Origin of the sequence: Mesorhizobium sp. M3A.F.Ca.ET.175.01.1.1 (genome assembly GCF_004791945.1) — a bacterium.
Classification (GTDB): domain Bacteria; phylum Pseudomonadota; class Alphaproteobacteria; order Rhizobiales; family Rhizobiaceae; genus Mesorhizobium.
Genome location: NZ_SRTP01000011.1, coordinates 201,880 through 220,827 on the forward strand (window position 1 = coordinate 201,880; position 18,948 = coordinate 220,827).

Sequence of the window (18,948 nt, forward strand, 5' to 3'; positions counted from 1 at the left end):
CGGGGAGAAGAGAGCTACTCTCAAAACCTCTCCAACCTCGCCCTGACCTTCGCCAGAAACGCCGCCCGGCTCTTCGGCGTCGAGGCATCCATCAGGTAATGCGCCAGGAAGAAGGTCTTGCACCGCGTCGCGCAGATCGCCCGCATGCCGCGCAGGATTGTCTTGCGTCCCGGCTGGCCGACGACGACGCTCCACCAGGTCGGCGCGCCGCAGGTGGTGATGACGCCGACCTTGGTGACATGCGTCATCAGCGATTTGATCCTGCCACCTCCGGGAGGCAGCTTGAAGGCGATGTCGGTCGCCCAGACGCGGTCGAACCAGCCCTTCAGCATCGCCGGCAGCCCGTACCACCAGGTCGGGTAGATGAAGAGGATCGCCTCGGCCCATTGCAGATGCTCGAAATGCGGCCCGAGCGCCGGATCGTCCGGCGCGTGATCATTGTAGGAACGTCGCTCTTCGCAACTCATCACCGGGTTGAAATTTTCCGCATAGAGGTCGAGCAGACGCACGTCCCAGCCTCTTCGCGTCAGCACCTCGACCGCAACGTCGCGGATCGCCGCGCAATAGCTTTCCGGCACCGGATGGCAATACACCACCAGCACGCGCATCAGAATTGATCCATTCTGGCCGCCACCTTGGCCATGAAGGCCTTTCGCGTCTCGTCGGTCGACAGGTTCATCGAGTAATGCGCGAGATAGGAGACGGGAGCATCAGGCTTGATGGTGGCCCGCAGCATGCGCTTGACGACCTTGCGCGGCGGATCGCCCATCAGCATGGCGCGAAAACGGCTGCCGCCATAGGTGGTGATGGCGGCGAGCTTGCCGATGTTGTGCAGCGTCGGCTCCACCTTGCCGTCGACCAGCTTGAAGGAGACGCCCGGCAGGAAGACGCGGTCGAAGAAACCTTTCAGGATCGCGGGATAGCCGTAGTTCCAGACCGGAAAGGACAGCACCAGCGCTTCCGCCTTGCGCAGCCTTTCGACATAGCCGGCGACGGCATCGTTCGGGCCGCGCTGGGCGTGGTAGCCGAGGCGCTCGGCACGTGTCATCCGCGGATCGAAATCCTCGGCATAGAGATCGCAGTCGTCGATCGCATGTCCCGCCGCGCTCAGCCGCTCGACGATCGTCCGATGCAGGCCGGCATTGAAGCTGGACTCCACCGGATGAGCGTAGAGCACGAGGACTTTCATCACCCCACCTTTTGCAGCCCCTTGAACAGGAAGGACTTGCCGGAGCGGTAGTCATAGGCCGGATTCTCCCAGGCGATCATCTTGCCGGGGTTGAGCAGCCCTTGCGGATCGGTCTCGCGCTTGAAGGCGAGTTGAACATCGTCGGTCCGCTTCATGCCGCCCTCCTCCAGCGTGTAGCGGTGCGGGTTGAAGATCCAGCAGCCATTGTCCTCATGGATGCGGATGATTTCATCCAACCGCTCCTCCGTGGTGAAGCGCACCAGCGGCAGGCCGGCCGCGCCGATCGCGCCGTCGAAGCGGATGAATTCGAGATGCGCCGGCACCTCGTCGCCGAAGCGGTCGACCATCGCCTTGACATGCGCGAGGTGATCCGGCGACGGATAGCGCGCCTGCAGATAGGTGATCGACGGATCGACCCGAATGGCCCGCAGCGTCGTGTGGTTCCAGGTCAATTCATAGGCCGGCGGCAATCCCTTGAGGTCGGCCTCCTGGTCGGCGCGGAACACGATCTCGCCCTTGCCGCTGCGTACCAAGGCGACGAACGCATCCATCGCATGCGGCGCGATCATGCACACCACGATGCTTTGTTCGCGCCGGAAGAACTTCTGGTGCCGCTTGAAATAGTCGTAAGGGATGGGCGCCGCGATCGGCGTGATCAGCTTGGCCAGTATGCCGTCCTGGACGGCGAGGTCGTTGCCGAAGCCGGCGGCGTCCATGAAATCGTCGAAGCCGACGATGACGTCGATCCAGTCGTAGCTTGCGGTCAGCGGCATCTCGACCTCGGTGATGATGCCGTTGGTGCCATAGGCGTGCATGACCTTGAGCACCTCGTCGCCCGTCAGTTCCATCACGCGCGGTTCGGCTTCCATTGTTACCGTCCTCAGCCGGATGACATTGCCAAGGTCGCGCAAGCCGCCCCAACGGATTGAGCCGACGCCGCCCGAGCCGCCGGCGACGAAGCCGCCGATCGAGGCCGTATTGTAGGTGGAAGGCGACATGCGCAATTCCTGCGCGGAATGCGCCCGCGTTGCCTTGTCGATCTCGGCCAGCACCGCTCCAGGCCCGGTCACCACGCGCCCCGGCGCGATGGCCTTCACCTCGTTCATTTCGGCAAGGTTGAGCACCACGCCGCCCGACAGCGGCATCGCCTGCCCGTAGTTGCCCGTGCCGCTGCCGCGCGGCGTCACGGGAACGCCATGGCGATGGCAGGCGGCGAGCACGCGGATCACCTCGGCCTCGTTCTTCGGGGTGACGATCAGATCACCCCTGACATGGTCGAGTTGCCGCTTGAGCACCGGGCTGTACCAGTAGAAGTCGCGGCTCTTCTGCTGCACGATGGCCAGATGGTCGTCGATCTTCAGCCCTTCGAGGTCGCGCTTCAGCGCTGCAATATCCATCATCCCACCATCAGTTCGTCGAGTTCGGCATAGTCGGGCAGACGTCGCTCGATCGCCCTGCCCTCGCGCACGACGATGCGGTCCGATTCCGGCCGCGACAGCAACTCGGTCCAGCTTCGCCCCTTGAAAAGGATGAAGTCCGCGCTGCCGCCGGTGGTAAGCGTGCCCGCACCGTCGAGCCGCATTACCTGAGCCGGCGTCGCCGCTACCGCCCGTGGCCAGTCGGCGACCGGATGATCGAAATGCAGAATACGCGTCGCCGTCCGGTAGACTTCCAGCATGTCGAGATCGCCATAAGCATAGAACGGATCGCGCGTGTTGTCGGAGGCGACCGCCACCTTGATGCCGCGCGCCTTCATCTCGTGCAGCAGCGTCACGCCGCGCCAGCGCGGGGTGGTGCCGTCGTTGCGCCTGTCCTGCAGGTAAAGATTGCACATCGGCAGCGACACCACGGCCAGGCCGGCTTTCGCCACCTTATCCAAAGTATCGAGCACCTCGAGATCAGGCTGGCGCGCCAGCGAGCAGCAATGACCGACCAGGATGTTGCCGTCAAAACCGTTCCACAGCGAGGCCTCGGCGATCTTCTTCAGCGAGACGGCCGCTGCGTCGTCGGTCTCATCGGCATGGAAGTCGAGGTCGAGCCCATGCTTGATCGCCTGCGCAAAGACCTGATCGAGCAATTGCTCGAGGTCGGGCACCATATAGGTGACGATGCCGAGCACCCCCTTGGCAGCCGCGACCCGTTTCGCCAGCCGCTCGAACCAGGCCTTGTCGCGCACACCCTCGATGCCGAGCAGGCAGGCGGCCTGCAGTTCGATACGACCACGCCAGGTTTCACGCATCGTCTCGAACACCGGCCACGAGATTTCCTCCTGCGGCGCGACGCTGTCGAGATGCGTGCGCAACGCCTTGGTGCCATGCGCGTAGGCGCAGCGCAGCGAAAAATCCATGCGGCGCGCGACATCGTCCGCGCTCCAGCGCGCGGCGCGGTCGACGCCGGTGGCATTGAGCGCGCCCATGAAGGTGCCGTCGGGATTGGGTTTTCGGGGCCAGATATGGCCCTTGTCGATATGGGTGTGGCAGTCGATGAAACACGGCAGCACGATGCGCCCGCCGAGATCGATGGCATCGGCCGGCGACTCGGCTTTGTCATGAGCGGCAATGCCTGAGATCTTGCCGTCGGCGACGGAGATGTCGGCAAGTGCGAAGCCGTCGGCGTCGAAGTTCCCGGCAAGGCCGGGCGTCAGCGACCAATGCAAGCGAGCATTGGTGAGATGGTAAGAACGAGAGGCTGGTATCAAGTCCTACCTCCCTCTGTCCTGCCGGACATCTCCTCCTCAAGGGGGGAGATCAGCAGCTTCGTCCATGCCGCTCTTGTTGCGACGTTTGTGATTGGCGAAATCCGAAATGAAATCCAATCTCCCCCCTTGAGGGGGAGATGTCCGGCAGGACAGAGGGGAGTGCTTCGCACCAACAACGAAATCACTCTAGCGCTCCTGCTTCAGCGCGCTCTCGTGCCAGCGGCGCAGGATCAGATGCGAGACCAGCGACAGCACCAGGAAGATGACGATGCCGGTGAGCGAGATCAGGATCAGCGCCGCGAACAGCCGCGGCGCGTTGAGCCGGTAGCCGGCCTCGATGATCCGCGAAGCGAGCCCGGACGACTGACCCTGCGCACCGGCGACGAATTCGGCCACCACGGCGCCGATCAGCGACAGGCCGCCGGCTATCTTCAGCCCGCCGAGGAAATAGGGCATCGCCGCCGGCAGGCGCAGATAGCGCAATTGCTGCCAGCGCGTCGCGCCATTGAGCTTGAACAGGTCGCGCAGATTGCGGTCGACCGAGTTCAGCCCAAGCGTGGTGTTGGAAAGGATCGGGAAGAAGGCAACGATCCAAGCACAGAGCAGAAGCTTGGTCGTCTGGTTGTTGATGTAGATGTTGATCAGCGGGAAGATCGCCACGATCGGCGTCACCTGCAGCACGATGGCGAAGGGGAAGAACGACATCTCCACCCATTTCGACTGCGCGAACAGCACCGCCAGTCCGACCCCGCCGATCACGGCGAGCAGCAGGCTGAGGAAGGTGATCCTCAGCGTCACCAGCAACGAGGAGAACAAAAGCCCGGCATCGTCATGCAGCGTCTGCAGCACCACGCCGGGGCGCGGCAGGATGTATTGCGGGATTTCGTTCCAGACGCAGATGCGGTCCCACAGCCAGATCGCCAGCACCATGATCGCCAGCGGCAGCACCCATTTGCCGATCCGCTCCAGGCGCTCCTGGCGGACGCGGCGCGCTTCCTCGGGATCCAGCTTCAGCGTGGCGTCTTCAATGGCCGTCATGGTGCAGTCCCGCGGTTGAGTTGATGGCTTTGACCAGCACGTCCGAGGCCTGCCGGCAAAGTGCTGCATAGTCGGGCGAAGTTCGAAATGCCTCATCGCGCGGATAAGGCGCATCGATCGCCAGTTCGCCGAAGACGCGCCCCGGCCGTGCCGCCATGACGACGACGCGGCTCGACAGGAACACGCTTTCGAAGACGCTATGCGTCACGAAGACGACGGTGAAGCGCTCGTCCTGCCACAGTTCCAGCAGGTCATTGTTGAGCTTGAAACGGGTGATTTCGTCGAGCGCCGCGAAAGGCTCGTCCATCAAGAGGATGCGCGGCTTGGTCACCATGGCGCGGGCGATCGAGACGCGCATCTTCATGCCGCCGGAAAGCTCGCGCGGCACGGCGTTCTCGAAGCCGGTGAGATGAACACGCGACAGCATCTCCATCACCGCCGGTTCGGCCTTGGTGCGCGACATTCCCTTGAGGCGAAGCGGCAGCCAGACATTATCGAAGACGCTCGCCCAAGGCAGCAGCGTCGGCTCCTGGAAGACGAAGCCGATATTCGACCGCTCCAGCGGGCCCCGCCAGTCGAGCTGACCGGAGGTCGGCGTCGACAGCCCGGCTATCAGCCTGAGCGCCGTCGACTTGCCGCAGCCCGACGGCCCGAGCAGGCTTAAAAAATCGCCTTCCCGGATCGCAAGGTCGACCTTGCTCAGCGCCGTAACACTGTTGGAAAAGACCTTGCCGACGTTGCGTAGCGAAAGCAGCATCGGGTTTTCACCCGATGCCGCAGCCGTCGCCACTTTCTCCTGGATCATGTCAGGCAGGCCGCCTTACTTTTTCTTCAGCTCCAGGCCGACGCCCTTGTTGATGAAGGCGAGCGTGTAGGCCTTCTTGATGTCGATGCCGGGCTGCGCGACCTTGGCCTTGACCATCTTGTCGTAGAAGCTCTGGATGCGCGCATCGGTCATGGCGCCAATGCCGAGCTTTTCCGAATCGCCGGAATCGACGACGCCGAACTTCTTCAGCTGCTCGATCGAGAAGGCGATCTGCTCATCCGTCATGTCCGGATTGTCCTTCTTGATCAAGTCGTTGGCGGCCTTGTTGTCGCCGTAGAGATAGTTGTACCAGCCCTTGGCCGAGCCATCGACAAAGCACTGGACGACCTCCGGCCGCTTGTCGATCGTGTCCTGCATCACCTCGACGGTGGTCGCATAGGTGTCCCAGCCATAATCGGCGAGCAGGAATTGATTGGGCACGAAGCCGCCTTGCTTCTGCACGGCGAAAGGCTCGGACGTCACATAGCCCTGCTGGATCGACTTCTTGTTGGCGATGAAGGGCGCCGGGTTGAAGGTGTAGGGCACGCGCTTGGCCGCGTCGAAACCGAGCTCGGTGACCATCCACTGGAAGAAGGTCTGCGCGCCCTCGTCGCCGAGAATATACTGGTCGGCATTCTTCAGATCCTCCCACTTGTCCAGCCCCTGCCCCGGCTGGGACATGATGACCTGCGGATCCTTCTGGAAGTCGGCGGCGACGACGCGCATCGGAATGCCTTGCTGGACTGCATCAAAAGCCGAGAGCAGGTTGCCGCCCATGTAGAAATCGATCTTGCCGGCGAGCAGCATCGGCCGGCCGCTGACCTGCGGGCCGCCCTGCATGATGGTGACGTCGAGCCCGCAGGCGGCATAGGTGCCGTCGGCCACGGCCTGGTAGTAGCCGCCATGTTCCGGCTCGGCCAGCCAGTTGGTGCCGAAGGTGACTTTCTCGTTGGCGGCCGCGCCCAGCGTGCTCGCCGCAAGCAGGGCAATCGCGCCCGCCAGCATCTTCTCTTTTCCGACCATTGACATCACCTTCTCTTGGCTCCGGCGCGCCACGCGCTGGGCTCGACTCCATTTGTTCAAGAAGCAAGACACATGCCACCGGCTGGGCCGCCTGATTGCGCGGCAGTCATTGCCAAGGCCGGAAGGGTCATGCTGTACGGCAGGCATCGTGCCCATTTTTCGGACGCCTGTCCATAATCGCCCGGGCGGCATGCACCGCATCTTGCAGGTTTCATGAATCGAGCCTTAGTCTGCCTCCCGACAGGAGATTGCCATGTTCAAATATCTCGCGCCCAAGTCGATCAAGCCGCCCTTCTCGCGCTACAGCCACGGCGTTGAAATCCCGGCAGGCAAGCGCCTGGTGCTGTGCTCGGGTCAGGTCGGTATCGGCCCGGATGAAACCGTTCCCGAGGATGCCGACGCGCAGACCGAGCTCTGCTTCAGGAATATCGCTGCGATACTGAGCGAGGCCGGGCTGACGCTGAACGACGTCGTACGCATCAACGCCTTCGTCACTAGTCGCGCGCATTTGCAAGCCTATATGGATGTCCGAAATCGGCTCTTTTCCGATCCCGCGCCGGCCTCGACGCTGATGATCGTCTCCGGCTTCGCCCGCCCGGAATTCAAGGTCGAGGTGGAGGTTCTAGCCGCAGGCTAGCAATTGCTTGCAGCCGCCAGGCGCTTTAGATCACCGCCAAGCCGAACAGCAGACCAATCGGGAGACGAAAATGACGACCGGACGCGTATGGTGGGGCGACTACCGGACGACCGAATACGCTTCGATCGATCCGGAAGCCACGATTGCCGTTCTGCCGCTTGCCGCGATCGAGCAGCACGGTCCTCACCTTCCGGTCTCGACCGACACCTCGATCATGATGGGGATGCTGGAAACGGTAATCGCTCGCCTGCCCGATGACCTCGATATCCGCATCCTGCCGGTCCAGGCGGTGGGCAAGTCGAACGAGCATCTGCATGCGCCGGGAACGCTCACCCTGCCGGCCGCCACACTGGTGGACGCCTGGACCGAGCTTGGCCTGTCGGTCGCCCGCGCCGGGGTCAGGAAGCTGATCGTCGTCAACTCGCATGGCGGCAATGAAGAGATCATGGGCATCACCACCCGCGAATTGCGCGTGCGCGCCAAGATGCTGGCGGTGAAGACGAGCTGGCAGCGCTTCGGCCGTCCGGCCGGCATGTATACCGAACTCGAGGATCGTCACGGCATCCATGGCGGCGATGTCGAGACCTCGCTGATGCTGCATTTCCGGCCGGACCTCGTCGACATGGGCAAGGCCGACAATTTCGTCTCGAATGTCGGCCGCGCCGAAAAGCAATTCGCCCTGCTGCGCCACACCGGCACGCATGCCTTTGCCTGGATCGCCAGCGACCTCAATCCGAACGGCGTCGTCGGCGATGCCGGCATCGCCACGGCCGAGAAGGGCCGCCTGACCGCCGAGCATCAAGCCGATGGTTTCATCGATCTTGTCAGGGATGTGCGCAAGGCCAAGCTTGCCGACTGGCTGCTCTAGGCGAGGATCATTGGGCCTGTAACGCGAGCTCGAACGGCGTTCCTTCAAAGGCATCCGCGCCGCGCCCGATCGCTTCGATCGCCGCGATCATGCGCCCATCGCGTCCGAGCAGCGCATCTGCGACGGCAATAAGCCGCGGATTGGGCGTCGCTGATGGCGAGACAAAGCGCAGCGTCTTGGCCAGTTCCGCCTCGTCGCGCCTCGGCGCCAGCGCAGCGGCAATGATATAGGCCGACGCCGTCGAGCGGCTGATGCCGGCATAGCAATGCACGACGAGCGGCTTCGCCCGGTCCCAACGGTAGGCGAAGTCGAGCAAGGCGCGCACATGCTCCTCGCCCGGCATGGTCATGCCCTCCTGGGCGACAGCGATGTCATGCATGACCAGATGCAGGTGGTTTTCCGCCAGGATAGAGGCCGGGCGGGTAACCTCGGTCCCCGCGGCAAGCAGCGACAGCAGCCGCTCGGCCCCGGTCCTCGCCACGGTCTCTTCGATCTTCGACAGGGGACAGACATGGATCATCGCGCGATCTCCTTCGGCCCATCCTCGCGCTGCGCGGCCCAGGCGGCAAGCGCGCTTTCGAGCCGTTGCCATTCCTCTTCGCCGGCCGGCAGGCCAGCCCGGAGGACTTGTGGCCGCTCGGCAAAATGACGAAGCAGGATGCCGCGCTCGCCAAGTGCCGAAAACAGGCCTGGAGCGTGAGGGAACGATAGATAACGGAACAAACTGGTGCCGCCAGCGACCGGAACCCCGAATCGACCGAGCAGCGCGTCGATGCGGTGGGCATCGGATGCCAGGCGTTGTCGCATGGCTGTTTGCCATTCCGTGTCTGCCAACGCGCGGATGCCGTATTCGAGCGCCGGTCCGGCAACAGCCCACGGGCCGAACTGCGCGTCCAGCCGCTCGGCCGTCAGCCGATCCGCAATCGCAAAGCCCAGCCTCACCCCGGCAAGGCCGAAGAACTTCCCGAAGGAGCGCAGCACCACGATGCCGCTCTCACGCGCGTCCCCGGCAATGCTGTGCTCCGTCGGGCCGACATCCATGAAGGCTTCGTCGACGACCAGGAGGCCGCCCTTGCTGCGCAGCCGCGCGGCAAGATCGAGCAGTCGATCCCGCTCGACGATACGGCCGTCCGGGTTGTTGGGGTTGACCAGCACGGCGAGGTCGGCTTGCGCCAGCGCCTCGAAATCATTCACTTCGCCCACCGCGTGACCAGCGATCGCGGCGGCTCTGGCATGTTCGGCATAGGTCGGGCCGAGCACCAGCGCCTTGCCCGGCTTCACCAGCGAAGCGACACGCGGCAAGAGAACCTGCGTGCCTGGCGCAGCCACGACCTGCTCCACCGACGGCGCGCCGTAAGCGGCGGCCGCAATTTCGGCCAATTCGCGCAGTTGTCCTGCTTCGGGCAATCGAGACAGGGCGGTGGCGGGCAGATCGAAAAGCGGATAGGAGTGCGGATTGATACCTGTCGAAAGATCGACGAAAGGCAGCGGTGCGTGAGGAAAGAGCGCCCTCGCCCGACCGAGGCTGCCGCCATGATCCACCGCCGCAATCCCTGCAAGAAGTTTCATGTCGATCCTGATCGCCTTCCTGTCACTTGCCGTTGAACTCGCCCTTGGTTATCCGGACTGGCTGTTCCGCGCCATCGGTCATCCCGTAACCTGGATCGGCAGGCTGATATCCTTTCTTGATCGCAGCCTCAACCGCGCCACCGATTCCGACGAATTGCGTCGTCGCCGCGGCGTCCAGGCATTGCTGGTCATCGTGCTGGTGCCGGCAGCCATCGGGCTGACGCTGCATATCCTGCTCTGGCTGATCTTTCCCTCTGGGCTGGTCGCCGCAGCCATACTCGGCTCCTCGCTTCTTTCACAGAAGAGCCTCGCCCAGCATGTCGAGGACGTTGCCGATGCACTCGAAACGGGCGGTCTGACGCTTGGCCGCATCGCCGTTTCGCGCATCGTCGGCCGCGATCCCGAAAAGCTCGACAAGGCAGGCGTCGCCCGCGCCGCGATCGAAAGCCTGGCCGAGAATTTCTCCGACGGCATCGTCGCGCCGGCCATCTGGACCGGCGTCGGCGGGCTGGCAGGCGGCGCCGCCTACAAGGCCGCCAACACCGCCGATTCGATGATCGGCCACCGCACGCCGCGCCACGAGGCGTTTGGCCGGGCGGCCGCCCGCTTCGACGACCTGATCAATCTGCCGGCCTCGCGGCTGACCGGCCTGCTCATCGTGCTGGCGGCCTTCCTCGTCAAGGGCGCCGATCCACGCAATGCCTGGCATGTGATGCAGCGCGACGCGAAGAAGCACCGCTCCCCCAATGCCGGCTGGCCGGAAGCCGCCATGGCCGGCGCCTTGGACCTGGCGCTCGCCGGACCGCGCAGCTACGCAGGCGTGATTGTCGAGGATGCCTTCATGGGCGAAGGCGGCCGCCGCGAAGCCGAGAGCACCGACATCCGCATGGCGCTAAGACTCTATCGCATCGCCGACCGGCTGCTGATTGCGCTGTTCGGCGTCTTGTCGGCGATCGTGATCTATCTGACCATTCTGATCAGCGGCTAAAACTCGATTCCCTGCTGCGCCTTAACCCCCGCCGTGAAATGGTGCTTGGTCAGCCCCATCTCGGTGACCAGGTCGGCCGCCTCCACCAGCAGCGGCTTGGCGTTGCGGCCGGTGACGACGACATGCAGGTCCTCGCGGCGCGCTTTCAGCGCCGCGACCACTTTCTCCAGATCGAGATAGTCGTAGCGCAGTGCGATGTTGAGCTCGTCGAGGACGACGAGGCTGATCGAAGGATCCGCCATCAGTTGCAGGGCCTTGGTCCAGGCAGCCTCCGCCGCGGCGATGTCGCGCTTCAGGTCCTGCGTTTCCCACGTGAACCCCTCACCCATCGCATGCCACACGACCTGGTCGCCGAAGGCGGCGAAAGCATCCTTTTCGCCGGTGTGCCATTTGCCCTTGATGAATTGGACGACGCCGACACGCTTGCCATAGCCGAGCATCCTCAGCGCCAGGCCGAAGGCAGCCGTGGTCTTGCCCTTGCCGGGTCCGGTGTTGATGATCAGCAGTCCCTTCTCGATCGTCTTGCCGGCCACCTCGGCATCCTGCACCGCCTTGCGCTTGGCCATCTTGGCGCGATGGCGTTCGGCGTCCCTGTCGTCGATGGTCTTGTCGTCGATCTCGGCCATGTCACTTCACCTTGAGCGGCAGCCCCGCCACCATCATCAGCACGCTGTCGGCGACGGCTGCGACTTGCTGGTTGAGGCGTCCGGCGGCGTCGCGGAACCGGCGCGCGAGCGCATTGTCCGGCACGATGCCGAGCCCGACTTCGTTCGAGACCACGGACCACGGTCCGCGCGGGCGCGACAGCACATCCGAGAGCCGTCGGCACTCTGCATCGATGTCATGGTCCGCCAGCATATGATTGGTCAGCCACAATGTCAGGCAGTCGATCAGCACCGGCTGGTGATCGGGCAAGGCCTCGATTGCGCCCGCCAGATCGAGCGGCGCGTCGATGGTGACCCAGCCTTCGCCGCGTCGCGCGCGATGCAGCGCGATCCGCTCGCGCATCTCGTCGTCATAGGTTTGCGCTGTGGCGATATAGGCCCAGGGCGACGGGCTTGCCGTCACCAGGGTCTCGGCATGCGCGCTCTTGCCCGAGCGCGCACCGCCTACGATGAAGGTCAGGCGACCTTCGGCGCGATCAGGCAAAGCTGTCGCGCAAGCTGGTCGCGGTGCCGGTGAAGCGTCCGCGCACCACGCCGACAACCGCGCCCAGAACCAGCCAGAACACCAGATCGGTGAGCGTCACGGCGACAACGAACTGGTGATGCAATCCTTCGGGAATCGCGGTCTCGAAGCTTTCCGGCTGCGGCGCGCCAATAATGTGAGGTGCCACGATCAGCGCCACGCCAAGAATGGCCAGCGGCAGCGACTTGCGGAAGGCAATCAGACCGAGCCCGGCCGCAGTCGCGATGACTGTCGAAACCCACCAGATCTGCCTCGGCAGCAGTTCGGCCGCCGGCATTGCCGGGAGTTCGGGCGGCAGGCCGAGGCCAGGCGCCAGTGTGAACACGGCAAAGCCAGCTAGGCCCCAGAACACGCCCTGGCGCCAGTTGCCGATGCCGCCCGCAAATTCCGAGACTGCGACCAGGATCAGCGCGAAGCCGATGCCGGTGACGATATTGGCGACGACATTGAAGGCGAATCGCTCGAAGCCGTCGGCCGGCGCCCAGCCCTCCTCCTCGGCTGGGGCAACTGCCTCGGCGGGCGCCGGGGCTGCGCTGCTCATCGCGCTGCCGGCGGCTGGAGCGGCTGCGCCCACAGGGTTGTCGTTGGTCGCGTGGTCATGGTGATGACCCTCGCCCGCCTTTTCATACACTTCCGCTTTGAGGATCAACGGAACGGTGGCATAGGCCTGCATGCAGGCGAGAACCACACCCGCCACGAGCCCGGCGATCGCCGCGATGAACACGACGTTGCGAAACAGATTCATGATGTCAAACCCTCGTCAGTGGCAGGGAAAAGCCATCGAGTGACGATAGTCGTGGGCAGCGTTGTGGACCGCATCGATATGCGAGAAGCCGACGAAGCCGACGACGAAAATGCCGAGCAGCGCGGCCATCGCCAGTTGCATGAAGCGCGACTGCGAGGAGACGGAAGCGCCGAGGGAAAAGGAAGCGGTATTCATGTCTTGTCCTTTCGCCCTCCACCCGAGGGCATAGAAGTCAACTTTCTTGTCGCCGGCAGGTCTCCTGGCTCGCGGATCCACGCCCTTCCCCACCTTCCCGAGGCAAATCCTCAGTGGTCTATGGGGCAGGACTACCGCACACAGTTGCGGGGGCAGCCACGGCTTTGGGCAGGAAGTCCACCCTCACCGCATTCCCTCTTGGCTCCAAAAACGGAACCGACGACATCGGCGACTATAGGCAGAATCGTCTCCCCCGGCAAACCAAATTCCGCCACGCTGGAGCGTGATTGCGGCACGGCTCGGTGTGCTAGGAGCCGGCGATTCTGGCAGCGACGAGCTGCTGCAGCCGCCACAGGTGAGCATCGTGAATGCCTCGGGCTTCGAGATTCCTGACGGTGTTGTAGAGATAGTCGGCGCCTGAACCCCAGTGGCCGCAGGAGGTCGCAAGCCTTCTGACCACCTCGCCTTCGCTGAGCACGCCGGTATAGGTGGTGCCCTTGCGGTTGATCACGAAGCCCAGGGCCCGAAATGGACCGCTGCCGCTGGCCAAGCTGAGCAGGCGCGGATGGTAGCTTGTCGGCTTGAGCGTCACCTCGCGCCTAAGCAGCTTGTTCAGCTGCTGACGGCGATCACCGTCGCTCAGCCGGAAGGCGACGCCCTTGCATTGCCCGCCGCGATCTAGCGCCATCATCAAGCCCGGGCTCTCTCTGGTGCCGCGCCAGCGTGTCATGTTCATACAGAAGGAACGGTGCCAGCCGCGCGCCACTGCGACCCGTTCCTCGACATGGTCGATCTCAGGCTTCCAGATCAGCGATCCGTAGCCGAACAGCCAGAGCGGCTCGGCGGCGGGGAGTTCAACCTCCAATGCATCGAGCATCGCTTCGTAGTCGGCGTCATCGAGATGCGCGGCATTTGGGTCGGGGCCACTGTCTTCGACGACCCGAAAACAACGGGCAACCAGTTCTTCGGTCAGAGACATCATTCTTGCGGACATTCGATGCACCTTGGGCCGCCGGCATCGCGCCGGCACTGACGGCGCGAGCTTAAGGGCCCCGAGCAGACGCCACAATGCGGGAGAGCAGCCATTCGCCCTCTGTTGTCGGCCCTAACCGTGATAGTCGTTGGGACGACTGAATCGGACTGCGAGATCATGAGCCTTCAAACGACGAACGAAGCCGTTCAGGACAAGCCGAAACACAGTCGCATCATCGCCATCGACATACTGCGCGGCATCGCGCTGATCGCGATGGCGAGTTACCACTTCACCTGGGATCTCGAAAACTTCGGCTACACCACACCTGGCCTGACCGCTTTCGGCTGGTGGAAGATTTATGCGCGCTGCATCGCCTCGACCTTCCTGTTCCTGGTCGGCGTCAGTCTGTTCCTCGCCCATGGCCGCCAGATCCGCTGGCCGGGCTTCTGGAAGCGTTTCGCCATGGTCGCCGCGTCGGCGATCGCCATCTCGGCTGTCACCTATGTCGCTACGCCGGACGGCTTCATCTTCTTCGGGATACTCCACGAGATCGCGCTGGCGAGCCTGCTCGGCCTTGCGTTTCTGCGGCTGCCGCCGTTGCTGACGGCGATCGTCGCTGCGGCCGTGATCGCGGCGCCCTATTATCTGCGGTCCGAATTCTTCGACCATCCGGCACTGTGGTGGGTTGGGCTGTCGGCGACCAACCCGCGCTCCAACGATTATGTCCCGGTGCTCCCCTGGTTTGGCGCGGTGCTTGCCGGCATCTGCGTGGCCAGGTTCGCATCGGCCTCCGGTCTTCTCGCTCGGCTGGGCGCCTGGATGCCTGGCCGCTGGGCCAATCCGCTCATCTTCATCGGCCGTCACAGTCTGGCCTTCTATCTTATCCACCAACCGCTGCTGTTCGGGTCTGTCTGGATATTGTCGCAGATCATGCCCGCGCCCCCGCAGGACAAGGAAGCGGGTTTCCTGAGCGCTTGCCAGGTATCCTGCGAGCAGCAACAGCAGGACACCAAGTTCTGTTCCAGCTATTGTGGCTGCATGCTGGGCGCGTTGAAGAGCGAAGGATCACTGGACAAGCTCTACAGCAACGATCAGACCGATATCTGGAAATCGCATCTTGCCGATCTCGCCAGCACCTGCACCTCGGCGACGGAAAGCCAGACGGAGGGAGGACAAGAATGAACGGAGCCAAGCACGGCATCATTCCCTGGCCGCCTGTGATCTATGTCGTGGCGATCGTGCTTAGCATCCTGCTCGGTTTGCTTTATCCCCTGCCCTGGATCGGCGACATCTTGGGCGAGATCCTGTTTGCCGCCGGCTGGGTCGCCCTGCTGGGGGTCGTTGCGCTTTGGATCACGGCGATCCGCGTCATGTTGCGGGCGAGAACCACGTTCGATCCCAATGCCGAGCCTGCCCATCTGGTTACGTCAGGTCCCTTCGGCATCACCCGCAATCCGATGTATCTCGCCAACACCCTGCTCTTGATCGGTGTGGCCTTCATCACCGGCATCGCCTGGTTCCTGCTCTTCGCCTTCCTCGCCGCCTTCGCCACGCAGAAGATGGCGATCGAGAAGGAGGAAAAAATCTTGGCGGCCAAATTCGGCAAGAAATACCGCGACTATGCCAAGCGAGTGAGGCGGTGGATTTGAGCGGGGGCCGCGCTCCCGTGAACGGTCAAGTGTTCACCCCAAGTTCGGCCAGTCGCTCGACACACGATTCCTCCGCCTGATCGAGCTCCGCCAGCGTTTCCTCGAGATCGCGCCGCTTCTGCCTAAGGTCTTCTCGTTTCTCTTCGATGCGCTTGATCATCAGCTTGAGCTGGCCGACCTCGCCGGGAGGCTCCTTGTACATCTGGATGATTTCGCGGATCTCGGCGATCGAGAAGCCGAGGCGCTTTCCGCGCATGATCTGACGGATGAGATGGCGGTCCGACGGGCGAAACAGCCGGGTGCGGCCGCGTCTGATCGGCTGCACCAGCCCTTCGTCCTCATAGAATCGCAGCGTGCGAGTCGACACGTCGAACTCGCGCGTCAGCTCGGTGATCGTATAATATTCCCGCATTCTCGCTCCCACGCCCAACGTCCAGGCATCGCCGCGCAAGAGCGTCGCCTTTCCCTCCGATCAACCCCATCATATGCCGGAATCGGCAGACGACCCCAAATCAGCCTCGCACGGCATTTACGTAAAAGTCAATTGACGGACGAGCCGAGGAGTTTGCATCGGCATCGCCTGAACCTCGGCAGCCTCATGGAACGCGGAACCACCATGTGGCGAGCCCGAGAAAAGCGAAGAAGCCGACGCAGTCGGTTACGGTGGTGACGAACACGGCGGAGGCCACCGCCGGATCGATCTTGAAACGATCGAGCACCAGCGGAATGAGGATTCCTGCCAGCGCTGCCGCGAACATGTTGATGATCATCGCGGCGGCGATGATCCCGCCCAGATTGGCATCGTGGAACCAGGTCCCGGCGACCATGCCGATCAGCACGGCAAAGACGATGCCGTTGATGAAACCCACCCCCAACTCGCGTCGTATGATGCGGGCGGCGTTGTAGATGTCGAGGTCTCTCGTCGCCAGAGCCCGCACGGTGACGGTCATGGTCTGCGAGCCGGCATTGCCGCCCATCCCGGCAACGATCGGCATCAGCACCGCCAGCGCCACGATGTGCTCGATCGTGCGGTCGAACAGGCCGATGACCGAGGCGGCCAGGAAAGCCGTAAGCAGGTTGACCAGGAGCCACGGCACACGCGAGCGCGAGGTTGCCAGGATGCTATCGGACAGCTCTTCGTCACCGACGCCGCCCATGCGCAACAAATCTTCCTCGGCTTCCTGTTGGATCACGTCGACGACGTCGTCGATGGTGAGCACGCCGACAAGCCGCTCGTTCTCGTCGACCACCGCCGCCGAGAGCAAGTCGTATTGCTCGAATTCGCGCGCCGCTTCTTCCTGGTCCATCGTGGCTGGAATGGCGTGGCGGGTCTCGCGCATGATGTCCTCGACCTTCACCGCGCGCTTGGTGCGCAGGATCTGGTCGAGGTCGACGGCGCCGACGAGCTTGAAGCTCGGATCGATGACGAAGATCTGGCTGAAGCGGTCTGGGAGGTTCTTATCCTCGCGCATGTAGTCGATCGTCTGGCCGACCGTCCAGAACGGCGGCACGGCGACGAACTCCGTCTGCATGCGCCGGCCAGCCGTCTCTTCCGGATAATCGAGCGCGCGCCTCAGCCTGATGCGTTCGGTGAAGGGCAGTTGCGACAGGATCTCGTCTTGGTCCTCTCGGTCGAGATCTTCGAGGATGTAGACGGCGTCGTCGGAATCGAGTTCCTGGACCGCTTGCGCAATCTGCTCGTTGGGCAGGTTGTCGACGATATCGAGACGGATCGCCTCATCGACCTCGGTCAGCGCCGAGAAGTCGAAATCGGTACCGAGCAGATCGACCAGCGCGCGACGCTGTTCGGGATGCAACGCTTCAAGCAGATCACCCAGTTCCGACTGGTGGAGGTCATCGACCTCGCGTTTGAGGGTCAGCGTGTCACGGTCGGCAATCGCCGCGCCGATCTGCGCCAGGAAGGATGCGCGCACGGCACCGTCCTCGCCATAGATGTCGGCGTGGTGCTCATCGGCGGGCGTGGCGCCGGTCGTCTCTCTGTCCTCGCCTTCCACCAGAGCCTCCCGCCAACAGCAATCCAGTAAGGGTGTGAAATCAGGTCTAGCGCATGACCCCGAAAACCGGAATCGGTTTTCGGGAACCCGAGCTTGGAGCAGCAGATAGCGCAACGCCCCGAATCGTCTTGGGAAGACGCCGCTCTAACACGCGGAATACTCGACAAAATGCGCCTGTTCCGCAACCGCCGGGATGCCACGAAGGGCAAAGGGATTCGCGTTCAGCCGGCGCGACAGCCCATGTCGCTGGGGAAAGAGCGTCACTGTGCGGTTGGGGCAGAATTGCTATGATGCAGGTCCAGAGGACCGCAACTGCGCAAGAATCGACAGGACAAACGGCAGGCCTTGAACCTCAAATCCAGGAAAACGAACGAAGCAGCGGGCGAGCAGCGCGTGCGCGTTGTCGTTGCCGAGCGCAATCCACTCGTTGTCTCGGCGCTCAGCGAAATGCTGGAATGCGATGGCCGTTTCGAGCTGGTGAGTTGCGTCCATGGCGGCCAGCAATTCCTGGAGCTGGCCGCGGACACCAAGTTCGATGTCGCGGTGATCGGCTGGAAACTCGCCGACATGGACGGTGCGGACATCCTGGCGGAAGTCCAGAACCGCAAGCTCGACATACGCATCACCGTCTTTTCCAACGATCACGACATCGGCATTCTGAAGCGGTGCGTGCGCCTTGGAGCCCAGGGCTATTGCTTCCAGTTCGACGATCCGCAAATCATCTTCGAGACCATTCTGGCGGTCGCGCACGGGCGCATCTGCATTCCCTATATCGACATCAACAGGGTCAACGACACGCCGCTTTCGCAGCTCACCGTGCGTGAGCGCGAGTTGCTTGCGGTGCTTGCCGATGGCTGGACCAATCTCCAGATTGCGACCCGAACCGGAATCTCGGAGAACACGGTGAAGTATCACCTCAAGAATCTCTACGACAAGCTCGACGTGCGCAATCGTGCCATGGCCGTAGCCCTCTATGCGACCGAGACGCGTCGAAGCCCAAAATAGCCGTTCGGGTAGTTTGACCGGGTAGGAGCGCACTACCCGCGCGTGGCGACATCCTATCCGGCAAGGTGTTGTTGCGACACAGCGATCGCACGACACTCCCCCGACAATCCAACGATCGGAGGAGTTCGCGCATGGCTGGGTTCACCCATCTTTTCATCCCTGGGCCCACCAACATTCCCGAAGAGGTGCGGCAGGCGATGAACCTGCCGATGGAAGACATGCGCGCTGCCTCGTTCCCCAACCTGACCTTGCCGCTGTTCGAGGACATCAAACGCGTGTTCAAGAACGAGACCGGCCGCGTCTTCATCTTCCCCTCGTCCGGCACCGGCGCCTGGGAAGCGGCGATGACCAATGTGCTCAGCC

22 protein-coding genes, 1 pseudogene and 1 riboswitch are annotated in these 18,948 nt (G+C 63.2%); of the genes and pseudogenes, 7 read left to right on the forward strand and 16 right to left on the reverse strand.

The genetic code is table 11. The features are described from left to right. Positions 1-20: 20 nt before the first annotated feature. From EN818_RS23280 to EN818_RS23310, 7 genes are all read right to left on the reverse strand, one after another. The gene (locus tag EN818_RS23280) at positions 21-608 is read right to left on the reverse strand and encodes an NAD(P)H-dependent oxidoreductase (RefSeq protein ID WP_095807069.1); all 588 of its coding nucleotides are present in this window, start codon (positions 606-608) and stop codon (positions 21-23) included. Continuing rightward, positions 608-1,189 carry an NAD(P)H-dependent oxidoreductase gene (locus EN818_RS23285; RefSeq protein WP_165350018.1) on the reverse strand — a complete coding sequence of 194 codons (582 nt, stop codon included), beginning with the start codon at positions 1,187-1,189 and terminating at the stop codon, positions 608-610. The genes EN818_RS23280 and EN818_RS23285 overlap by 1 nt, the downstream gene beginning before the upstream one ends. Continuing rightward, positions 1,189-2,586, reverse strand: a complete 1,398-nt coding sequence (locus EN818_RS23290; protein ID WP_095807247.1) for an FAD-binding oxidoreductase — start codon at positions 2,584-2,586, stop codon at positions 1,189-1,191. Before EN818_RS23290 ends, EN818_RS23285 begins: the two co-directional genes overlap by 1 nt. Next, a complete protein-coding gene (locus EN818_RS23295; protein ID WP_095807067.1) occupies positions 2,586-3,887 on the reverse strand; it encodes a cytosine deaminase in 1,302 nt (433 codons plus the stop codon). Before EN818_RS23295 ends, EN818_RS23290 begins: the two co-directional genes overlap by 1 nt. A gap of 186 nt (positions 3,888-4,073) precedes the next feature. After that, positions 4,074-4,925 (reverse strand): ABC transporter permease, encoded by an 852-nt coding sequence (locus tag EN818_RS23300; protein ID WP_095807065.1) that lies wholly within the window; start codon positions 4,923-4,925, stop codon positions 4,074-4,076. Next, on the reverse strand, positions 4,912-5,730 hold the full coding sequence (locus tag EN818_RS23305; protein WP_095807064.1) for an ABC transporter ATP-binding protein: 819 nt from the start codon (positions 5,728-5,730) through the stop codon (positions 4,912-4,914). Before EN818_RS23305 ends, EN818_RS23300 begins: the two co-directional genes overlap by 14 nt. A gap of 15 nt (positions 5,731-5,745) precedes the next feature. After that, positions 5,746-6,753, reverse strand: a complete 1,008-nt coding sequence (locus tag EN818_RS23310; protein WP_095807063.1) for an ABC transporter substrate-binding protein — start codon at positions 6,751-6,753, stop codon at positions 5,746-5,748. Positions 6,754-7,006: 253 nt separating this feature from the next. Between EN818_RS23310 and EN818_RS23315 the strand changes: the two genes are divergently transcribed. Beyond that, on the forward strand, positions 7,007-7,390 hold the full coding sequence (locus EN818_RS23315) for a RidA family protein (protein WP_095807062.1): 384 nt from the start codon (positions 7,007-7,009) through the stop codon (positions 7,388-7,390). A gap of 70 nt (positions 7,391-7,460) precedes the next feature. Further along, positions 7,461-8,258, forward strand: a complete 798-nt coding sequence (locus tag EN818_RS23320; RefSeq protein ID WP_129553882.1) for a creatininase family protein — start codon at positions 7,461-7,463, stop codon at positions 8,256-8,258. A 7-nt stretch (positions 8,259-8,265) separates the two neighbouring features. On the opposite strand, the gene EN818_RS23325 is transcribed toward EN818_RS23320, so the two are convergent. Continuing rightward, a complete protein-coding gene (locus EN818_RS23325; protein ID WP_095807060.1) occupies positions 8,266-8,778 on the reverse strand; it encodes a tyrosine phosphatase family protein in 513 nt (170 codons plus the stop codon). Then, positions 8,775-9,827: a threonine-phosphate decarboxylase CobD gene (gene cobD / locus EN818_RS23330; RefSeq protein ID WP_095807059.1), complete on the reverse strand. Its 1,053-nt coding sequence runs from the start codon at positions 9,825-9,827 to the stop codon at positions 8,775-8,777. Before cobD ends, EN818_RS23325 begins: the two co-directional genes overlap by 4 nt. Here cobD and cbiB point away from each other — a divergent pair. Beyond that, the gene (cbiB, locus tag EN818_RS23335; protein WP_095807058.1) at positions 9,826-10,815 is read left to right on the forward strand and encodes an adenosylcobinamide-phosphate synthase CbiB; all 990 of its coding nucleotides are present in this window, start codon (positions 9,826-9,828) and stop codon (positions 10,813-10,815) included. The genes cobD and cbiB overlap by 2 nt on opposite strands. On the opposite strand, the gene cobO is transcribed toward cbiB, so the two are convergent. The 5 genes from cobO to EN818_RS23360 all read right to left on the reverse strand — a co-directional run bounded on the left by cobO (position 10,812) and on the right by EN818_RS23360 (position 13,937). Then, positions 10,812-11,441, reverse strand: a complete 630-nt coding sequence (gene cobO, locus EN818_RS23340) for a cob(I)yrinic acid a,c-diamide adenosyltransferase (RefSeq protein WP_095807057.1) — start codon at positions 11,439-11,441, stop codon at positions 10,812-10,814. The two genes, cbiB and cobO, sit on opposite strands and share 4 nt — an antisense overlap. A 1-nt stretch (position 11,442) precedes the next feature. Further along, the gene (gene cobU / locus EN818_RS23345; RefSeq protein WP_095807056.1) at positions 11,443-11,964 is read right to left on the reverse strand and encodes a bifunctional adenosylcobinamide kinase/adenosylcobinamide-phosphate guanylyltransferase; all 522 of its coding nucleotides are present in this window, start codon (positions 11,962-11,964) and stop codon (positions 11,443-11,445) included. After that, entirely contained in the window at positions 11,957-12,748 is a 792-nt protein-coding gene (locus EN818_RS23350) for a CbtA family protein (RefSeq protein ID WP_095807055.1), read from the reverse strand. Before EN818_RS23350 ends, cobU begins: the two co-directional genes overlap by 8 nt. 15 nt (positions 12,749-12,763) lie before the next feature. Continuing rightward, positions 12,764-12,943, reverse strand: coding sequence for a CbtB domain-containing protein (locus EN818_RS23355; protein WP_095807054.1), 180 nt, complete (start codon positions 12,941-12,943; stop codon positions 12,764-12,766). A 36-nt stretch (positions 12,944-12,979) separates the two neighbouring features. Continuing rightward, positions 12,980-13,179, reverse strand: a riboswitch (cobalamin riboswitch). Between the two features lie 71 nt (positions 13,180-13,250). Continuing rightward, complete coding sequence (locus tag EN818_RS23360; protein ID WP_095807053.1) at positions 13,251-13,937, reverse strand: gamma-glutamylcyclotransferase; 687 nt, start codon at positions 13,935-13,937, stop codon at positions 13,251-13,253. A gap of 156 nt (positions 13,938-14,093) precedes the next feature. On the opposite strand from EN818_RS23360, the gene EN818_RS23365 reads away from it, so the two are divergent. After that, the gene (locus tag EN818_RS23365; RefSeq protein WP_095807052.1) at positions 14,094-15,098 is read left to right on the forward strand and encodes a DUF1624 domain-containing protein; all 1,005 of its coding nucleotides are present in this window, start codon (positions 14,094-14,096) and stop codon (positions 15,096-15,098) included. Continuing rightward, positions 15,095-15,565, forward strand: coding sequence for an isoprenylcysteine carboxylmethyltransferase family protein (locus EN818_RS23370; RefSeq protein WP_095807051.1), 471 nt, complete (start codon positions 15,095-15,097; stop codon positions 15,563-15,565). Before EN818_RS23365 ends, EN818_RS23370 begins: the two co-directional genes overlap by 4 nt. A 25-nt stretch (positions 15,566-15,590) precedes the next feature. Here EN818_RS23370 and EN818_RS23375 read toward each other — a convergent pair whose 3' ends face one another. Together EN818_RS23375 and mgtE are read right to left on the reverse strand one after the other, a co-directional pair. After that, positions 15,591-15,977: a MerR family DNA-binding transcriptional regulator gene (locus EN818_RS23375; RefSeq protein ID WP_040969921.1), complete on the reverse strand. Its 387-nt coding sequence runs from the start codon at positions 15,975-15,977 to the stop codon at positions 15,591-15,593. Positions 15,978-16,161: 184 nt separating this feature from the next. Then, positions 16,162-17,580 carry a magnesium transporter gene (mgtE, locus tag EN818_RS23380; RefSeq protein WP_095807050.1) on the reverse strand — a complete coding sequence of 473 codons (1,419 nt, stop codon included), beginning with the start codon at positions 17,578-17,580 and terminating at the stop codon, positions 16,162-16,164. Positions 17,581-17,925: 345 nt separating this feature from the next. On the opposite strand from mgtE, the gene EN818_RS23385 reads away from it, so the two are divergent. Both EN818_RS23385 and EN818_RS23390 read left to right on the forward strand, forming a co-directional pair. Beyond that, a complete protein-coding gene (locus tag EN818_RS23385) occupies positions 17,926-18,585 on the forward strand; it encodes a response regulator transcription factor (RefSeq protein WP_245420398.1) in 660 nt (219 codons plus the stop codon). 131 nt (positions 18,586-18,716) lie between these two features. Further along, positions 18,717-18,948, forward strand: a pseudogene (locus tag EN818_RS23390) (serine--glyoxylate aminotransferase); the annotation flags it as partial.